This is a genomic window from Belnapia sp. (assembly GCF_059504005.1).
The window spans coordinates 26,544-39,289 of sequence record NZ_JCACHU010000044.1; the positions used below are offsets into that span (position 1 = coordinate 26,544).

The 12,746-nt window shown below is 71.9% G+C and carries 12 protein-coding genes; 5 read left to right on the top strand and 7 right to left on the bottom strand.

What is annotated here, in order from left to right; all coding sequences use genetic code 11:
* Window positions 1-121 precede the first annotated feature (121 nt).
* Window positions 122-586 carry a CreA family protein gene (locus AC5JJ1_RS06340; protein ID WP_495784262.1) on the top strand — a complete coding sequence of 155 codons (465 nt, stop codon included), beginning with the start codon at window positions 122-124 and terminating at the stop codon, window positions 584-586.
* Here AC5JJ1_RS06340 and AC5JJ1_RS06345 read toward each other — a convergent pair.
* The 5 genes from AC5JJ1_RS06345 to AC5JJ1_RS06365 form a co-directional block, all read right to left on the bottom strand.
* Window positions 553-1,599 carry an ABC transporter ATP-binding protein gene (locus AC5JJ1_RS06345; protein WP_495784263.1) on the bottom strand — a complete coding sequence of 349 codons (1,047 nt, stop codon included), beginning with the start codon at window positions 1,597-1,599 and terminating at the stop codon, window positions 553-555. The genes AC5JJ1_RS06340 and AC5JJ1_RS06345 overlap by 34 nt on opposite strands.
* A complete protein-coding gene (locus AC5JJ1_RS06350; protein WP_495784264.1) occupies window positions 1,592-2,593 on the bottom strand; it encodes an ABC transporter ATP-binding protein in 1,002 nt (333 codons plus the stop codon). The genes AC5JJ1_RS06345 and AC5JJ1_RS06350 overlap by 8 nt, the downstream gene beginning before the upstream one ends.
* On the bottom strand, window positions 2,593-3,504 hold the full coding sequence (locus AC5JJ1_RS06355; protein ID WP_495784265.1) for an ABC transporter permease: 912 nt from the start codon (window positions 3,502-3,504) through the stop codon (window positions 2,593-2,595). The genes AC5JJ1_RS06350 and AC5JJ1_RS06355 overlap by 1 nt, the downstream gene beginning before the upstream one ends.
* Before the next feature lie 3 nt (window positions 3,505-3,507).
* Window positions 3,508-4,491 carry an ABC transporter permease gene (locus tag AC5JJ1_RS06360; RefSeq protein ID WP_495784266.1) on the bottom strand — a complete coding sequence of 328 codons (984 nt, stop codon included), beginning with the start codon at window positions 4,489-4,491 and terminating at the stop codon, window positions 3,508-3,510.
* Between the two features lie 64 nt (window positions 4,492-4,555).
* Window positions 4,556-5,638, bottom strand: a complete 1,083-nt coding sequence (locus AC5JJ1_RS06365; protein ID WP_495784267.1) for an AI-2E family transporter — start codon at window positions 5,636-5,638, stop codon at window positions 4,556-4,558.
* A gap of 212 nt (window positions 5,639-5,850) precedes the next feature.
* Between AC5JJ1_RS06365 and otnI the strand changes: the two genes are divergently transcribed.
* The 3 genes from otnI (at window position 5,851) to AC5JJ1_RS06380 (ending at window position 8,677) form a co-directional block, all read left to right on the top strand.
* Window positions 5,851-6,630, top strand: a complete 780-nt coding sequence (otnI, locus tag AC5JJ1_RS06370; RefSeq protein ID WP_495784268.1) for a 2-oxo-tetronate isomerase — start codon at window positions 5,851-5,853, stop codon at window positions 6,628-6,630.
* A 41-nt stretch (window positions 6,631-6,671) separates the two neighbouring features.
* On the top strand, window positions 6,672-7,559 hold the full coding sequence (locus tag AC5JJ1_RS06375; protein WP_495784269.1) for a 2-hydroxy-3-oxopropionate reductase: 888 nt from the start codon (window positions 6,672-6,674) through the stop codon (window positions 7,557-7,559).
* Between the two features lie 239 nt (window positions 7,560-7,798).
* Entirely contained in the window at window positions 7,799-8,677 is an 879-nt protein-coding gene (locus AC5JJ1_RS06380) for a helix-turn-helix domain-containing protein (RefSeq protein ID WP_495784270.1), read from the top strand.
* On the opposite strand, the gene AC5JJ1_RS06385 is transcribed toward AC5JJ1_RS06380, so the two are convergent.
* Window positions 8,678-11,305, bottom strand: coding sequence for a bifunctional acetate--CoA ligase family protein/GNAT family N-acetyltransferase (locus AC5JJ1_RS06385; RefSeq protein ID WP_495784271.1), 2,628 nt, complete (start codon window positions 11,303-11,305; stop codon window positions 8,678-8,680).
* Window positions 11,306-11,373: 68 nt separating this feature from the next.
* Here AC5JJ1_RS06385 and AC5JJ1_RS06390 point away from each other — a divergent pair, with 68 nt between their 5' ends.
* Entirely contained in the window at window positions 11,374-12,324 is a 951-nt protein-coding gene (locus AC5JJ1_RS06390) for an alpha/beta hydrolase (protein WP_495784272.1), read from the top strand.
* On the opposite strand, the gene AC5JJ1_RS06395 is transcribed toward AC5JJ1_RS06390, so the two are convergent.
* Window positions 12,302-12,733 (bottom strand): GNAT family N-acetyltransferase, encoded by a 432-nt coding sequence (locus AC5JJ1_RS06395; RefSeq protein WP_495784273.1) that lies wholly within the window; start codon window positions 12,731-12,733, stop codon window positions 12,302-12,304. The two genes, AC5JJ1_RS06390 and AC5JJ1_RS06395, sit on opposite strands and share 23 nt — an antisense overlap.
* Between the last annotated feature and the right edge of the window lie 13 nt (window positions 12,734-12,746).

Below are 12,746 nucleotides of genomic sequence, written 5' to 3' on the forward strand. Positions count from 1 at the left end.
CGCCCGCAAATGTTGCACCCGCTCACGCCCACATTTGCTTGGTTGCGGGAACCGGACGCATCTTCGCAACCTTGCCCGCCGGCCTTCGTTCAGCGGTTGATACGACCCCTGAGAGGCCCCGATGCGCGTCCCCGCCCTGCTCCTCGCCCTGCTCGTCTCGACGCCCGCCGTGGCGCAGGAGACGAAGGAGGTCGGCCATGTGAACACGGCCATCACCAATCTCGGACTCACGCGCAGCCACCGCGTGGTAGTGGAGCGCTTCGACGACCCGGATGTGCAGGGCGTCTCCTGCTACATCAGCCAGGCGCGGACCGGCGGCGTCTCCGGCATGGTCGGCCTCGCCGAAGACCCGGCGCGCTTCGGCCTCTCCTGCACGGTGACGGGCCCGGTGCGCGTGACGGAGGGCGCCCGCCGCGGCGAGCGCGGCGAGAATGTCTACGAGAGCAACACCAGCCTCTTCTTCAAGGAGACGCGCGTCCACCGCTTCGTCGACGAGGAGCGTGGCGTCGTCGTCTACATGGCCTGGTCGACCAAGCTGGTGGACGGCTCGCCCTACAACGCGATCGCCGTCGTGCCCACCCGCTGAGCCGCGGGCACGCCGCCGTCCCGGCCTTCCTCCACCGCGTGGCAGGCGGTGAGGCTCGCCTCCGTCCCCCGCGCCGGGATCAACTCCGGCCGGTCCGCCCTGCAACGGTCATCGGCGAGCGGGCAGCGCGGGTGGAAGGGGCAGCCGGAGGGCGGGCTGATCGGGCTCGGCACCTCGCCGCCCACCGGGATGCGCTGCCGCCCGGTCATCTCGAGATCGGGGATCGCCTCCATCAGCGCCCGCGTATAGGGGTGGCGCGGCGTGGTGAAGAGCGTCTCCGCCGGCGCCAGCTCCACCAGCCGCCCGAGATACATCACCCCGATCCGGTCGCTTACCTGCCGCACCACGGCCAGGTTGTGGCTGATGAAGAGATAGGTGAGGCCGAGCCGCGCCTGCAGGTCCTTCATCAGGTTGAGGATCTGCGCCTGGACCGAGACGTCGAGCGCCGAGGTCGGCTCGTCGCAGACGAGGAAGTCGGGGTTGGAGGAGAGCGCCCGCGCGATGGAGATGCGCTGCCGCTGGCCGCCGCTGAACTCGTGCGGGAATTTCTCCCCATCCAGCGGCGAAAGCCCGACCTGGGTCAGCAGTTCCGCCACCTTCTCCTGCTGCGCCGCGGTGCTCGGCGTCATGCCGAAGGCGCGGATCGGCTCGGCGACGATGTCCTTCACCCGCCAGCGCGGGTTGAGCGAGGCATAGGGGTCCTGGAAGATCATCTGCATGCGTCGTCGCTGCTCGGGGATGGCGCGCGCCCGCTCCAGCTCCATCCCCTCGAACATCACCCGCCCGCGGCTCGGCGGGTAGAGGCCGACCACCAGCCGCGCCACCGTCGACTTGCCGCAGCCGCTCTCGCCGACGAGGGACAGCGTCGTCCCCGGCGGGATGGCGAAGGAGATGCCGTCGACCGCGCGCAGGATGCGCTTGCCCTCGCCGGCCAGCACGCGCTGGAGCCAGGGCCGGGACACGTCGAAGGACCGGGCGAGGTCGTCAACCTCGAGGATCGGCGTCTCAGCCATGGCGCATCGCCTCCGGCGCATGTTTCTCCGAGGCCGGGTCGTAGAGCCAGCAGGCCGCCTCCGTCGCACCCGTCGCCAGCAGCACCGGCCGCTCGATCCTGCAGCGACCGAACACCTCCGGGCAGCGCGGGTTGAAGGCGCAGCCCTGCGGGATGGCCGAGAGCCGCGGCATGGCGCCGTCGATCTGCGCCAGATGGTCCACGCGGCGGTCGAGCGGCGGGATGGAGGCCATCAGACCCGCCGAATAGGGATGCTTCGGGTGCTTCACCACCTCCCGCACCGGCCCGATCTCGGCGATGCGCCCGGCATACATCACCGCCACCCGATCCGCCGCCTCCGCGATCACGCCCATGTCATGGGTGACGAGCATCATCGAGGTGCCCTTGTCCCGCGCCAGGCCCTTCAGCAGCGCGATCACCTGCGCCTGGATCGAGACATCGAGCGCCGTGGTCGGCTCGTCGGCGACGACGAGCTTCGGCTCGGCGCAGAGCGCGAGCGCGATCACCACCCGCTGGCGCATCCCGCCCGAGAACTCATGCGGGTAGCTGCCGATCCGCTGCGCCGCGGCCGGGATGCCGACCATCTCGAGCCAGCCGATCGCCCGCTTCCGCGCCTCCGCCCCGTCGAGGCCGAGATGCGTCTGGATCGTCTCCACCAGTTGGTCGCCGACCGTGTAGAGCGGATTGAGCGTCGTCAGCGGGTCCTGGAAGATGGCGCCGATCTTCCGCCCGCGGATGCGCCGCATCTGGTCGTAGCGGAGGTTGTCGATGCGCTTGCCGTCCAGCAGGATCTGCCCGCCCGCGATCCGCCCCGGCGGCTCCAGCAGGCCGATGATCGCCGCCCCCGTCATCGACTTGCCGGCGCCCGATTCGCCGACGACGCCGAGCACCTCGCCCGGCGCGATCGAGAAGGAGACGCCGTCGAGCGCCGTCAGGGTGCCGCGCCGCGTCGGGAATTCGACGCGCAGGTCGCGGACTTCGAGCAGGGGGGTCATCAGCGGAGCCTCGGGTTCAGCGCATCGCGCAGCCAGTCGCCGAGCAGGTTGACCGACAGCACCATGGCGATCAGCGCCAGGCCGGGGAAGATGGCGATCCACCATTCCCCGGAGAAGAGGAAGTCGTTGCCGATGCGGATGAGCGTCCCCAGCGAGGGCTGGGTCTGCGGCACGCCGGCACCGAGATAGGAGAGCGTCGCCTCGGAGATGATGGCGTTGGACAGGCCGAGCGTCGCGATCACCAGCACCGGCCCGAGCACGTTGGGCAGCACATGGGTCAGCATGATCCTGAGCTGCGAGATGCCGATCACCCGCGCCGCCAGCACGTATTCCTTGTTGCGCTCCACCAGCGTCGAGCCCCGCACCGTGCGGGCGAATTGCGGCCAGGCGCTGATGCCGATCGCGAAGATGACGACGAAGAGCGCAACGCGGTCATGCACCGCCGGCGGCAGCGCGGCGCGGGCGATGCCGTCCACCAGCAGCGCGATCAGGATGTTCGGGAAGGTGAGCTGGATGTCGGCGATGCGCATCAGGACGCCGTCCACCGCCCCGCCCGCATAGCCGGCCAGCAGCCCGATGCCGACGCCGACCACCATGGAGAAGAGCACCGCGCAGAAGCCGACCAGCAGCGAGACCCGCGCGCCGTACATGATGGCCGAGAGCACGTCCCGCCCCTGGTCGTCCGACCCGAGCGGATAGGCCGCATCCCCCTCCGCCGCCCAGGCCGGCGGCTTGAAGGCATCGATGAGGTTGAGCGTCGCCACGTCGAACGGGTCATGCGGCGCAATGAGCGGCGCCAGCACCGCGCCCAGGATGCAGATGAGCGCCACCACCGCCGAGATCACGGTGACGGGGGAGTGCCGGAAGGACCAGAACAGGTCGCTGTCGAGCATGCGTGCCACGGCAGCCATCGCTCAATGCCCCCGCTTCGCGCCGCCGACCCTGAGCCTCGGGTCCACGGCGTAATAGAGCAGGTCGACGACCAGGTTGATGATGACGAAGACCAGCGCGATCAGCATCAGATAGGCCGCCATCACCGGAATATCCGCCGAGTTCACCGACTGGATGAAGAGCAGCCCCATGCCCGGCCACTGGAACACCGTCTCCGTCACGATCGCGAAGGCGATGATGCCGCCAAGCTGCAGCCCGGCCACCGTGATCACCGGCACCAATGTGTTCTTCAGCGCATGGCCGAAATTGATCGACCGGTTGGCCAGGCCCCGGGCCCTGGCGAATTTGATGTAGTCCGTCCGCAGCACCTCGAGCATCTCCGACCGCACCAGCCGCATGATGAGCGTCAGCTGGAACAGCCCCAGCGTGACGGAGGGCAGCACCAGCGCCTTGAGCCCCGAGGTGGTCAGCAGCCCCGTCCGCCACCAGCCGATCTCCACCGTGTCGCCGCGCCCGAAGCTCGGCAGCCAGCCGAGCCAGACGGAGAAGGTGAGGATGAGCAGGATGCCGATCAGGAAGGTCGGCAGCGAGACGCCGATCAAGCTGAAGGTGAGGAAGAAGCGGCTCAGCCAGGAATTCCGGTAGAGCCCGGTATAGACCCCCATCGGCACGCCGATGCAGAGCGAGACGAGCGCGGCGCAGAAGGCCAGCTCCAGCGTCGCCGGCGCCCGTTCCGCGATCAGCTCCGCCACCGGGCGCGACAGGCGGTAGGACAGGCCGAACTCGCCATGCAGCGCATTCCAGACGAAGCGGGCGAACTGCACGACGAAGGGCTGGTCGAGCCCGAGGCTCGCCACCAGCGCCTGGCGCTGCTCCTCGGTGAAGTCCTGGCCGAGCATGATCGCCACCGGGTCGCCGACATAGGCGAACATGGCGAAGCTGATCAGCGCCACCACCGCCATGACCGGCAAGGCCTGGAGGATGCGCGAGATGATGAAGGCAAGCATGCGGTGGCCGTCCCTGGGGGCTTTTCCGCCCCTATAGGCCCCGGCCCTCCATGACGGAAGGGTGTCAGCCGCGGGTTCCTGCCTCTTCCGCCCCTTCCGTCGCCCAATCCTTCAGCAAGGTGAACCCCACCGCGAGCAGGACCGGCCCGAGGAACAGCCCCAGGAACCCGAAGGCGAAGACCCCGCCCAGGGCCCCGAGCAGCGTGAGCAGCAGCGGCAGGTCGGCCCCGCGCGAGATCAGCCAGGGCCGGATGACGTTGTCCGCGCTGCTGATCCCGAAGGCGCCGTAGAGCCCGAGGAAGATCGCCCAGCCCGTCGAGCCCTGGCTGAACAGCCAGAGCGTGGCCGGTATCCAGACCACCGGCGCCCCGACCGGCAGGATGGAGATGCACCCCGCGACCACGCCCAGCAGCACCGGCCGCGGCACGCCCGCGATCCAGAGGCCGAAGGCGGTCATCAGTCCCTGCACCACCGCGGTGCCGAGCAGCCCGTAGACCACGCCCCGCGTTACATTGCCGGTCAGGGCCACCAGGTGCCGCGTCCGGTCGCCCGCCAGCCGCTCCAGCGCCGCCTCGCCGCGCCGGGCGATGGCGGGCCCGTCCCGGTAGAGGAAGAAGGCGAGGAAGATCGCCACCAGCAGCTCGGCGATGCCGGACAGCACCGCCAGCAGCACCGCCAGCGCGTTCTGCGCCAGCGTCCCCGCATAGGGGCGGACCAGCTCGGCAAGGCCGGAGAGGCCGAAATCGACGCCCTCCACATATTCCGCGAGGTAGCCGCCGACGAGCGGCAGGTTGCCGAGCCAATCGCCGAGCCCGGGCATGCCCTGGGTGAGGAAGGTCTCGACCGCATGGCGCAGCCCTTCCACATCCTCCCGCCGGGTCGGCGTGGCGAAGACCAGCGGCAGGCCGATCAGCAGGAATTCCGCCAGCACCATCGCCCCTGCGGCAAGGCCGGGAGAAAGGCCCGTCCGCTCCCGCAACATCCGGTAGGCCGGCCAGGTCGAATAGACGAGGATCGCCGCCCAGAGCAGCGAGGACAGGAAGGGGCGCAGCACCAGCAGGCAGCCCACCGCCAGCGCCAGCGCCGCCAGCAGGCCGAGCAGGGCGGCCGGGGTGAAACGCTCCTGGTGGGGTCGCGGCTGGGTCATCCGCGATCCGTATCATCCCGGCCAGGCTGGCGCATCCCCTCGCCGCCCCTGTAGCCAGCGCCGCCCGCCCTGGCTAGCGTGCGCCGCGGCTGCCATGGCAGCTCCGACCCTGGGCCGTGATCAGGGATCATGGCCCAGCCTGTTGTCTGATCGCACGAGCGACGCCTGCGGCCGTTCCAGCCTTCGGCGAACATGCTCAAGGGAGGGGGACCATGCCGCGCTTCGCCGCCAACCTGTCGATGATGTTCAACGAGGTGCCCTTCCTCGACCGCTTCGCCCGCGCCCGGGCGGCCGGCTTCGAGGCGGTGGAATTCCTGATGCCCTACGACTTCCCGGCCGCCGAAATCGCCCGGCGGCTCAAGGACAACGGGCTGCAGCAGGTGCTGTTCAACGCGCCGCCGGGCGATTTCGCGGCCGGCGAGCGCGGCTTGGCCGCGCAGCCAGGACGCCAGGCGGAGTTCCGCGAAGGCGTGCAGAAGGCGCTGGAATATGCCGCCGCCCTCTCCTGCCCACGCCTGCATCTGTGGTCCGGCATCGCGCCTGCCGGCGTGCCGCGCGACACGCTGCTCTCGGTCTATGCCGCGAACCTCGCCTGGGCCGCCGAGGAATGCGGAAAGGCCGGCGTCAAGCCGGTGATCGAGCCGATCAACCACCGGGACATTCCCGGCTTCTTCCTCAACACCACCGACGAGGCGGCGGCCATCATCCAGGCCGTCGGGCCGGAGCGCCTCGGCCTGCAATTCGACCTCTACCACTGCCAGATCACCGAGGGCGACTTGGTGAAGACCGCCGAGCGCCACCTGCCGCTGATCGCGCACATGCAGGTCGCCGACAACCCGGGGCGCAACGAGCCCGGCACCGGCGAGGTGAACTGGCCCTTCGTCTTTCAGGCGATCGATAAGATGGGCTTCCGCGGCTGGATCGGCTGCGAGTACCGCCCGGCAGGCGAGACCGAGGCCGGCCTCGGCTGGTTCGCCCCCTACAAGTCCTGACTACCGTACAAGTCCTGACTAAGAGAGAGGATCAGCCCCACATGAAGATCGGCTTCATCGGCCTCGGCATCATGGGCAAGCCCATGGCCGGACACCTGAAAAACGCCGGCCACGAGGTCATCGTGCCGGAGCGGCGGAGCCTTGACGCCGAGTCGCGCGCGGCCTTCACCGTCCTGGCCGACGCCACCGCGGTCGCCAGGGCGGCCGAGGTCGTCATCCTGATGGTGCCCGACACCCCCGACGTGGAAGCGGCGCTCTTCGGCCCCGCCGGAGTCGCCGCCGGCCTGTCGAAGGGCAAGCTCGTCGTCGACATGTCCTCGATCAGCCCGACCGCGACCAAGACCTTCGCGGAGAAGGTCAACGCCCTCGGCTGCGACTATCTCGACGCGCCCGTCTCGGGCGGCGAGGTCGGCGCCAAGGGAGCGAGCCTCACCATCATGGTCGGCGGCGAGGAGGCGGCCTTCGCCCGGGCGAAGCCCCTCTTCGAGGCGATGGGCAAGAACATCACACTGGTCGGCCCCAACGGCGCCGGGCAGACGACCAAGGTCGCCAACCAGATCATCGTCGCCCTCACCATCGAGGCGGTGGGCGAGGCGCTGGTCTTCGCCAGCAAGGCCGGCGCCGACCCGGCCAAGGTGCGCCAGGCGCTGATGGGCGGCCTCGCCACCTCCCGCATCCTCGAGCTCCATGGCGAGCGGATGATCAAGCGGACCTTCAACCCCGGCTTCCGCATCGTCCTCCACCAGAAGGACCTGAACCTCGCCCTGACCTCGGCGAAGGAGCTCGGCGTCGCCCTGCCCAACACCGCCTCCACCCAGCAGCTCTTCTCCGCCTGCATCGCTGCCGGCGGCGGCCAGCTCGACCATTCCGGCCTGGTGAAGGCGCTCGAGGTGATGGCCGCCCACCCCGTCGCCCCCGAGGCCGGCTGAGGGACCCGCGGGCCGCACGCGCGATGCGTGTGCGGCCGCACCAGCCTACATCCCACACGCTTGGCGCTCAGTATGGTTATGTCGCAGCGGTATCCATGACTTGATTTCGCGAGGAGGGCGAGGCAAGGTTTTTGACGAGTCCCGCACGGGACGCGAGATATCTTCTCAAAAACCTAACCATTTTGCGGTCGATTCGTATTGCCCGGGAATGGCAGGCTGCGGGGAAGCCGGAGGCTAGGATGCGGTTTGCGGATATCGGGCAGCAATTGCGGGCCTATCGCCTGGAGTCGGGCCTCCGGGCGGAGGAGATCGCGGCCCGCCTCGGCGTCTCCCGCGCCGCGCTCTATCGCTACGAGAAGGGCGAGGTCATCAAGCTGGACACCATCCGGCGCTTGGCCGAGCTGCTGAAAATCTCGCCGCTTTCCCTGCTCGGGATCGGAGTCGAATATTTCTCCCGGCCCGTCGCCTTCCAGGAGCGGCTGCGCCAGGTCGAGGAACAGGCGGACCAGATCCTCTCGGTCGGCGGCGCGCTTTGCTACCAGGTCTCGACCGAGGCTTTCGAGGGCGCCCTCGCCGAGGCCTGGACCGAGGCGGCCGATGCCGCGCCGGACCGCCTTCCCGCCCGCTCCATGGCCGACCAGGCGCTCGGGCTGCTCAACGCGCGCAAGAAGCTGCACCAGCAGCGCCGGCCGAACATCATCGGCATCCTGTCCGAGGCCGCGCTCCGCCGCTTCCTGCAGGACGGCGTCGCCTCCGGCATTTCCGTCTCGGAGCGGACCCGCGCCCGCTGCCGCGCCGCCGCCATCGCCGAGGCGGAGAACATCGCCGCCATGATGGAGAGCGTCCCCATCGGCCTGCAGCTCGGCCTTTCCGCCGGGCCGGACCCGTCGGGTGCCTTCATCGTGCTGCGCGGGCGGGACCGCGCCCATGTCGTCGGCAGCCCCTTCCCGCCCGATGCGCCGCCCACAGCCGGGCTCGGCGTTGCCATGATCACCGCCGCCGACGAGGCCATCTCCGTCCACCAGCGCGTCGCCGAGGCCGCCTGGCGCGACGCGCTGAAGGGCGCCGCCGCCGCCGCCCGGGTGCGCGAGCTCATCGCCGGCGCCAGGCCGGACTGATCACAGCGCCAGCCGCGCCTCCATCACCTCGTCCTCATCCGGCGAGCGGCGGAGGCTGAAGCCTAGGGCCCGGACGAAGGCCAGCATCGGGCGGTTCTCCGCCAGTACCTGGCCCACCACCTCCGCCACCCCCATGGCGCGGCCCCATTCGAAGAGCCGCTCCATCAGGTGCCGGCCAAGGCCCTGCCCCTTCATCGCCTGCTCGACGATCACCGCGAACTCCGCCGCCGGGCCCACCGGGTCGCGGATCAGCCGCGCCACGCCGCGGATGGCCCCCGCCTCGTCGCAGCCGATGAAGGCCATCTCCCGGTCGTAGTCGATCTGCGTCAGCCGCGCCGTCAGGGCCGGCGACAACTCCCGCAACGGGGAGAAGAAACGGCGCCGGACGTCCTCCGGATCGAGCCGCCGGAAGGCCTCGCCCAGCGCCGCCGCATCCTCCGGCCGGATCGGGCGGATGGTCAGCACCTCGCCCGATTTGGTGCGGAAGGGCCGCGCCAGCTCCGCCGGATAGGGCGGGATCGCCAGCTCCCCCGCCTCGCCCGCCGGCCGCAGCGCCAGCTTGGCATCGACCGCCAGCACGCCCCGGGCATCGGCGAAGAGCGGGTTGATGGTGAGGCCGGCGATCTCCGGGAAATCCACCGCGATCTGCGACAGCCGCACCAGCGCCTCCGCCACCGCCCCCCGGTCGGCCGGGCGGTGGTCGCGGAAGCCGCCCAGAAGCTGCGCCATGCGCGACCGGCCGATGAGCTGGTTGGCCAGCGCCAGGTTGAGCGGCGGCAGGTCATACGCCTCATCCGCCGCGAGGTCGGCTGCCGTGCCGCCATGGCCGAAGCCGATCCAGGGCCCGAACATCGCGTCGTCGCCGAGCCGCAGCCGCAGCTCGAGGGCGCGTGCCGCCTGCCGCTGCACCAGCAGCCCCTCGAGCCGCACCTCCGGCCTGATGGCGCGGATGCGTGCCAGCATCGCCGCCGCCGCCGCCCGCACCGCCTCGGCGCTGGCCAGGCTGGTGACGACGCCCCCGGCATCGCTCTTGTGCCTGAGGTCCGGGCTGAGGATCTTCAGCACCACCGGGAAGCCGAGCATCGCCGCCGCATCCGCCGCCTCGGCCGGCCCGGCCGCATGCCGCCCTGGCACGGTCGGGATGCCGTAGGCGGCGAGCACGCCGAGTCCTTCCTCTGCCGTCAGCCCGAGCCGCCCCGCCGCCCGCGCTGCGGCGAGGATGCGCCGCACCGCCGCCCGGTCCGGCGCCAGCTCCAGCACCTCGCGCGAGGGCAGCTCCGCCGCCGAAGCGCGGTTCCGCCGGTCGGCCGCCAGGTGCATCGCCCCGCGCGCCGCCGCCTCGGGCGTGTCGAAGACGGCGAGCCCCGCCTCGGCCATCCGCCGCCGCTGCCGCCCCGCCGTCGCCTGCCCGCTCCAGCCGACGAGGATGGGCGCCGCCCGCCCGGTGCCGGTCTTCGCCGCTGCGATCATCGCCTCCGCCGCCGCGTCGGCCGCTTCGGGGGGCGCCCCGCCCGGCGCCGGGGCATGCAGGGCGATCACGGCATCCACCTCCGCCAGCCCGGCCAGCATCGCCGCCGCCTCGGCGAGCTGCGCCCCGGCGGCCGGCCCGAGCGAGAGCGGGTTGCCCGCCACCCAGCCCGGCGGCAGCAGCATCCCCAAGGCGGCGAGCGACTCCGGCCTGAGCTCGGCAAGGCAGCTGCCCCCGGCGACGACCGCATCCGCCGCCATGTGGCCGAGCCCGATCCCATTGGTGACGATGGCGACTCGTGCCTCCCGCACCCCCTGCCGCAGCCGGACACGCGCCAACGTCTCCGCTGCCGAGAGCAGGTCCTCGAGCCCCGAGACGCGCAGCACGCCGGCGCGGCGCAGCGCCGCCTCCATCACCGCGTCGGCGAGGCCCGAGGCATCGCCGCTCCGCCCGCCGGCGCGGATCGCCATCACCGGCCGGGTCCTGGCCGTTGCCCGCGCCGCCGAGACGAAGGCCCGCCGGTTGCGCACCCGCCGCAGGTCGAGCAGCACCGCCCCCGTCCCCGCATCCCGCGCCAGCCAGTCGAGCGAGGCGGCGAAGCCCAGCGTCGCATTTCCGCCGATGCCGATCACATGGCTGAAGCCGAGCTTCTCGGCCGCCGCCCAGTCGAGCACCACCCGCGCCAGCGCCGCCGACTGCGTCACCAGCGCCAGCCGCCCCGGCGCCGGCTGGATGTGGGAGAGCGAGGCATTCAGCCCGATCGCCGGGATGCAGAGGCCGAAGCTCCCCTGCCCCAGCGCCTTCACGCCGGTCCGCGCGGAGATGGCGCCCAGCTCCGGCCCCTGCCCCGGAACGATGGCGGCGAAGCACCCCCGCCGCGCCAGCGCCGCCATGGCCGGCTCCAGCGCGGCCGGCGGCAGGCAGAGCACGGCAAGGTCCGGCGCCTCCGGCAGCGCCTCGACCGACTCGGCTGGCAGCAGCCCGGGCACCGCCAGCCCCACCGCATAGGCGCGGCCCTCGAAGCCGCCGGCGGCGATGTTGGCGGCCAGCACCGCCGCCTCCGGCTGCGCCGGATCGGCGAGCAGCACCAGGTTGCGCGGCCGGAACAGGGACCGGGCCTGGTAGCCGGACGCGGTGCTGCGTGGGATCATCATCGGCATGGTGCACCGCAACATGGGCTGGGATGGCCGGGGCGGCAACCATACGCCAAGGTGACCGGAGACCGTCCATGGACCCCCGCCTCGACCCGGAGATGCTCGCCTTCAACCGGATGATGGAGGAGCGCGCCGCCGCCCTGCCGCCGATCCGCCTGGAGCTGCCCTTCGACCGTCCCCGCGCCCTGACGGAGGCGCTGAACGCCCCGCTCTCCGCCGGCGGCCCGGTGCTGGCGGTGAGCGAGAATCGCTGGCTGCCCGTCCGCGGCCGCCGAATCCAGTGCCGCGTCCACCTGCCGGAGGGGCCCGGCCCGCATCCCGTGCTGCTCTACCTGCATGGCGGCGGCTGGGTCTGGAACAGCATCGACACCCATGACCGACTGATGCGCGAATACGCCGCCGCCGCGGGCTGCGCCGTCATCGGCCCCGACTACGCGCTGAGCCCCGAGGCCGTCTTCCCCCAGGCGCTCGAGGAATGCGAGGGCGTGCTGCGCTGGATCGCGGCGGAGGGCGCGGCCTGGGGGCTCGATCCGGCCCGCATCGTGGCCGGCGGCGACTCCGCCGGCGCCAACCTCGCCATGGGCCTCGCCCTCTCGCTCCGCGACGGCGGCGCCCCGGTTCCCCTCCGCGGCCTCCTGCTGAACTACGGCGTCTTCGACAGCCGCCTGGACCGCCCGAGCTACCGCGAATTCGCCACCGGCTACGGCCTGACCGAGGAGCGCATGCGCTTCTACTGGAACGCCTATGCCCCTCGCCCCGCCGACCGGCTGAACCCGCTCGCCGCCCCGCTCCGCGCCGGGCTCGCCGGCCTGCCGCCCTGCCTCCTGCACATCGCCGAGCTCGACGTCCTTGCCGACGAGAACCGCGCCATGGCCGAGGCGCTGCGCGCCGCCGGCGTGCCGCTCGAGACGCAGCCCTTCCCGGGCACCGTGCATGGCTTCCTCCGCGCCCTGGGCCATGTCGGCGCCGCCGGCCGCTCCGTCGCCGCGGCGGGCGCCTGGCTCAGGTCCCGCCTCGCGCCATGAAGCGCGCGCCGGCCCCGTAGCTGGCGAGCGCCGCCGGATCGGCGCAGGGCACCCTGCGGAAGCCCTGCCGTGCCCAGTACCTGCCGGTCCCGGCGATGGCGACCAGCGTCGCCGCCGGCCAGCGCGCCAGCAGCCGCGCTGCATGCCCCGCCCCGCGCGCCGCCGGTGCCAGGGCGATGTCATGCAGGTGCCAGGGGCCCTCAGGGACCGCCCCGAGCAGGGTATCGAGCGGCGGCGGCGCCAGCCCGGTCCAGGGATGCGCCAGCGCATAGCCCTGCCCCTCCCCCAGCACCCAGCACCCCTCCGGCGCGAGCGCCAGCCGCTCGGCGAAGACCGCCGGCGCCTCCGGATGATGCGGATGCACCGCCCCGGCGAGGGCCACCACCCCCGGCAGATCCGCCTCGGTCATCGGTCGCCAGTCC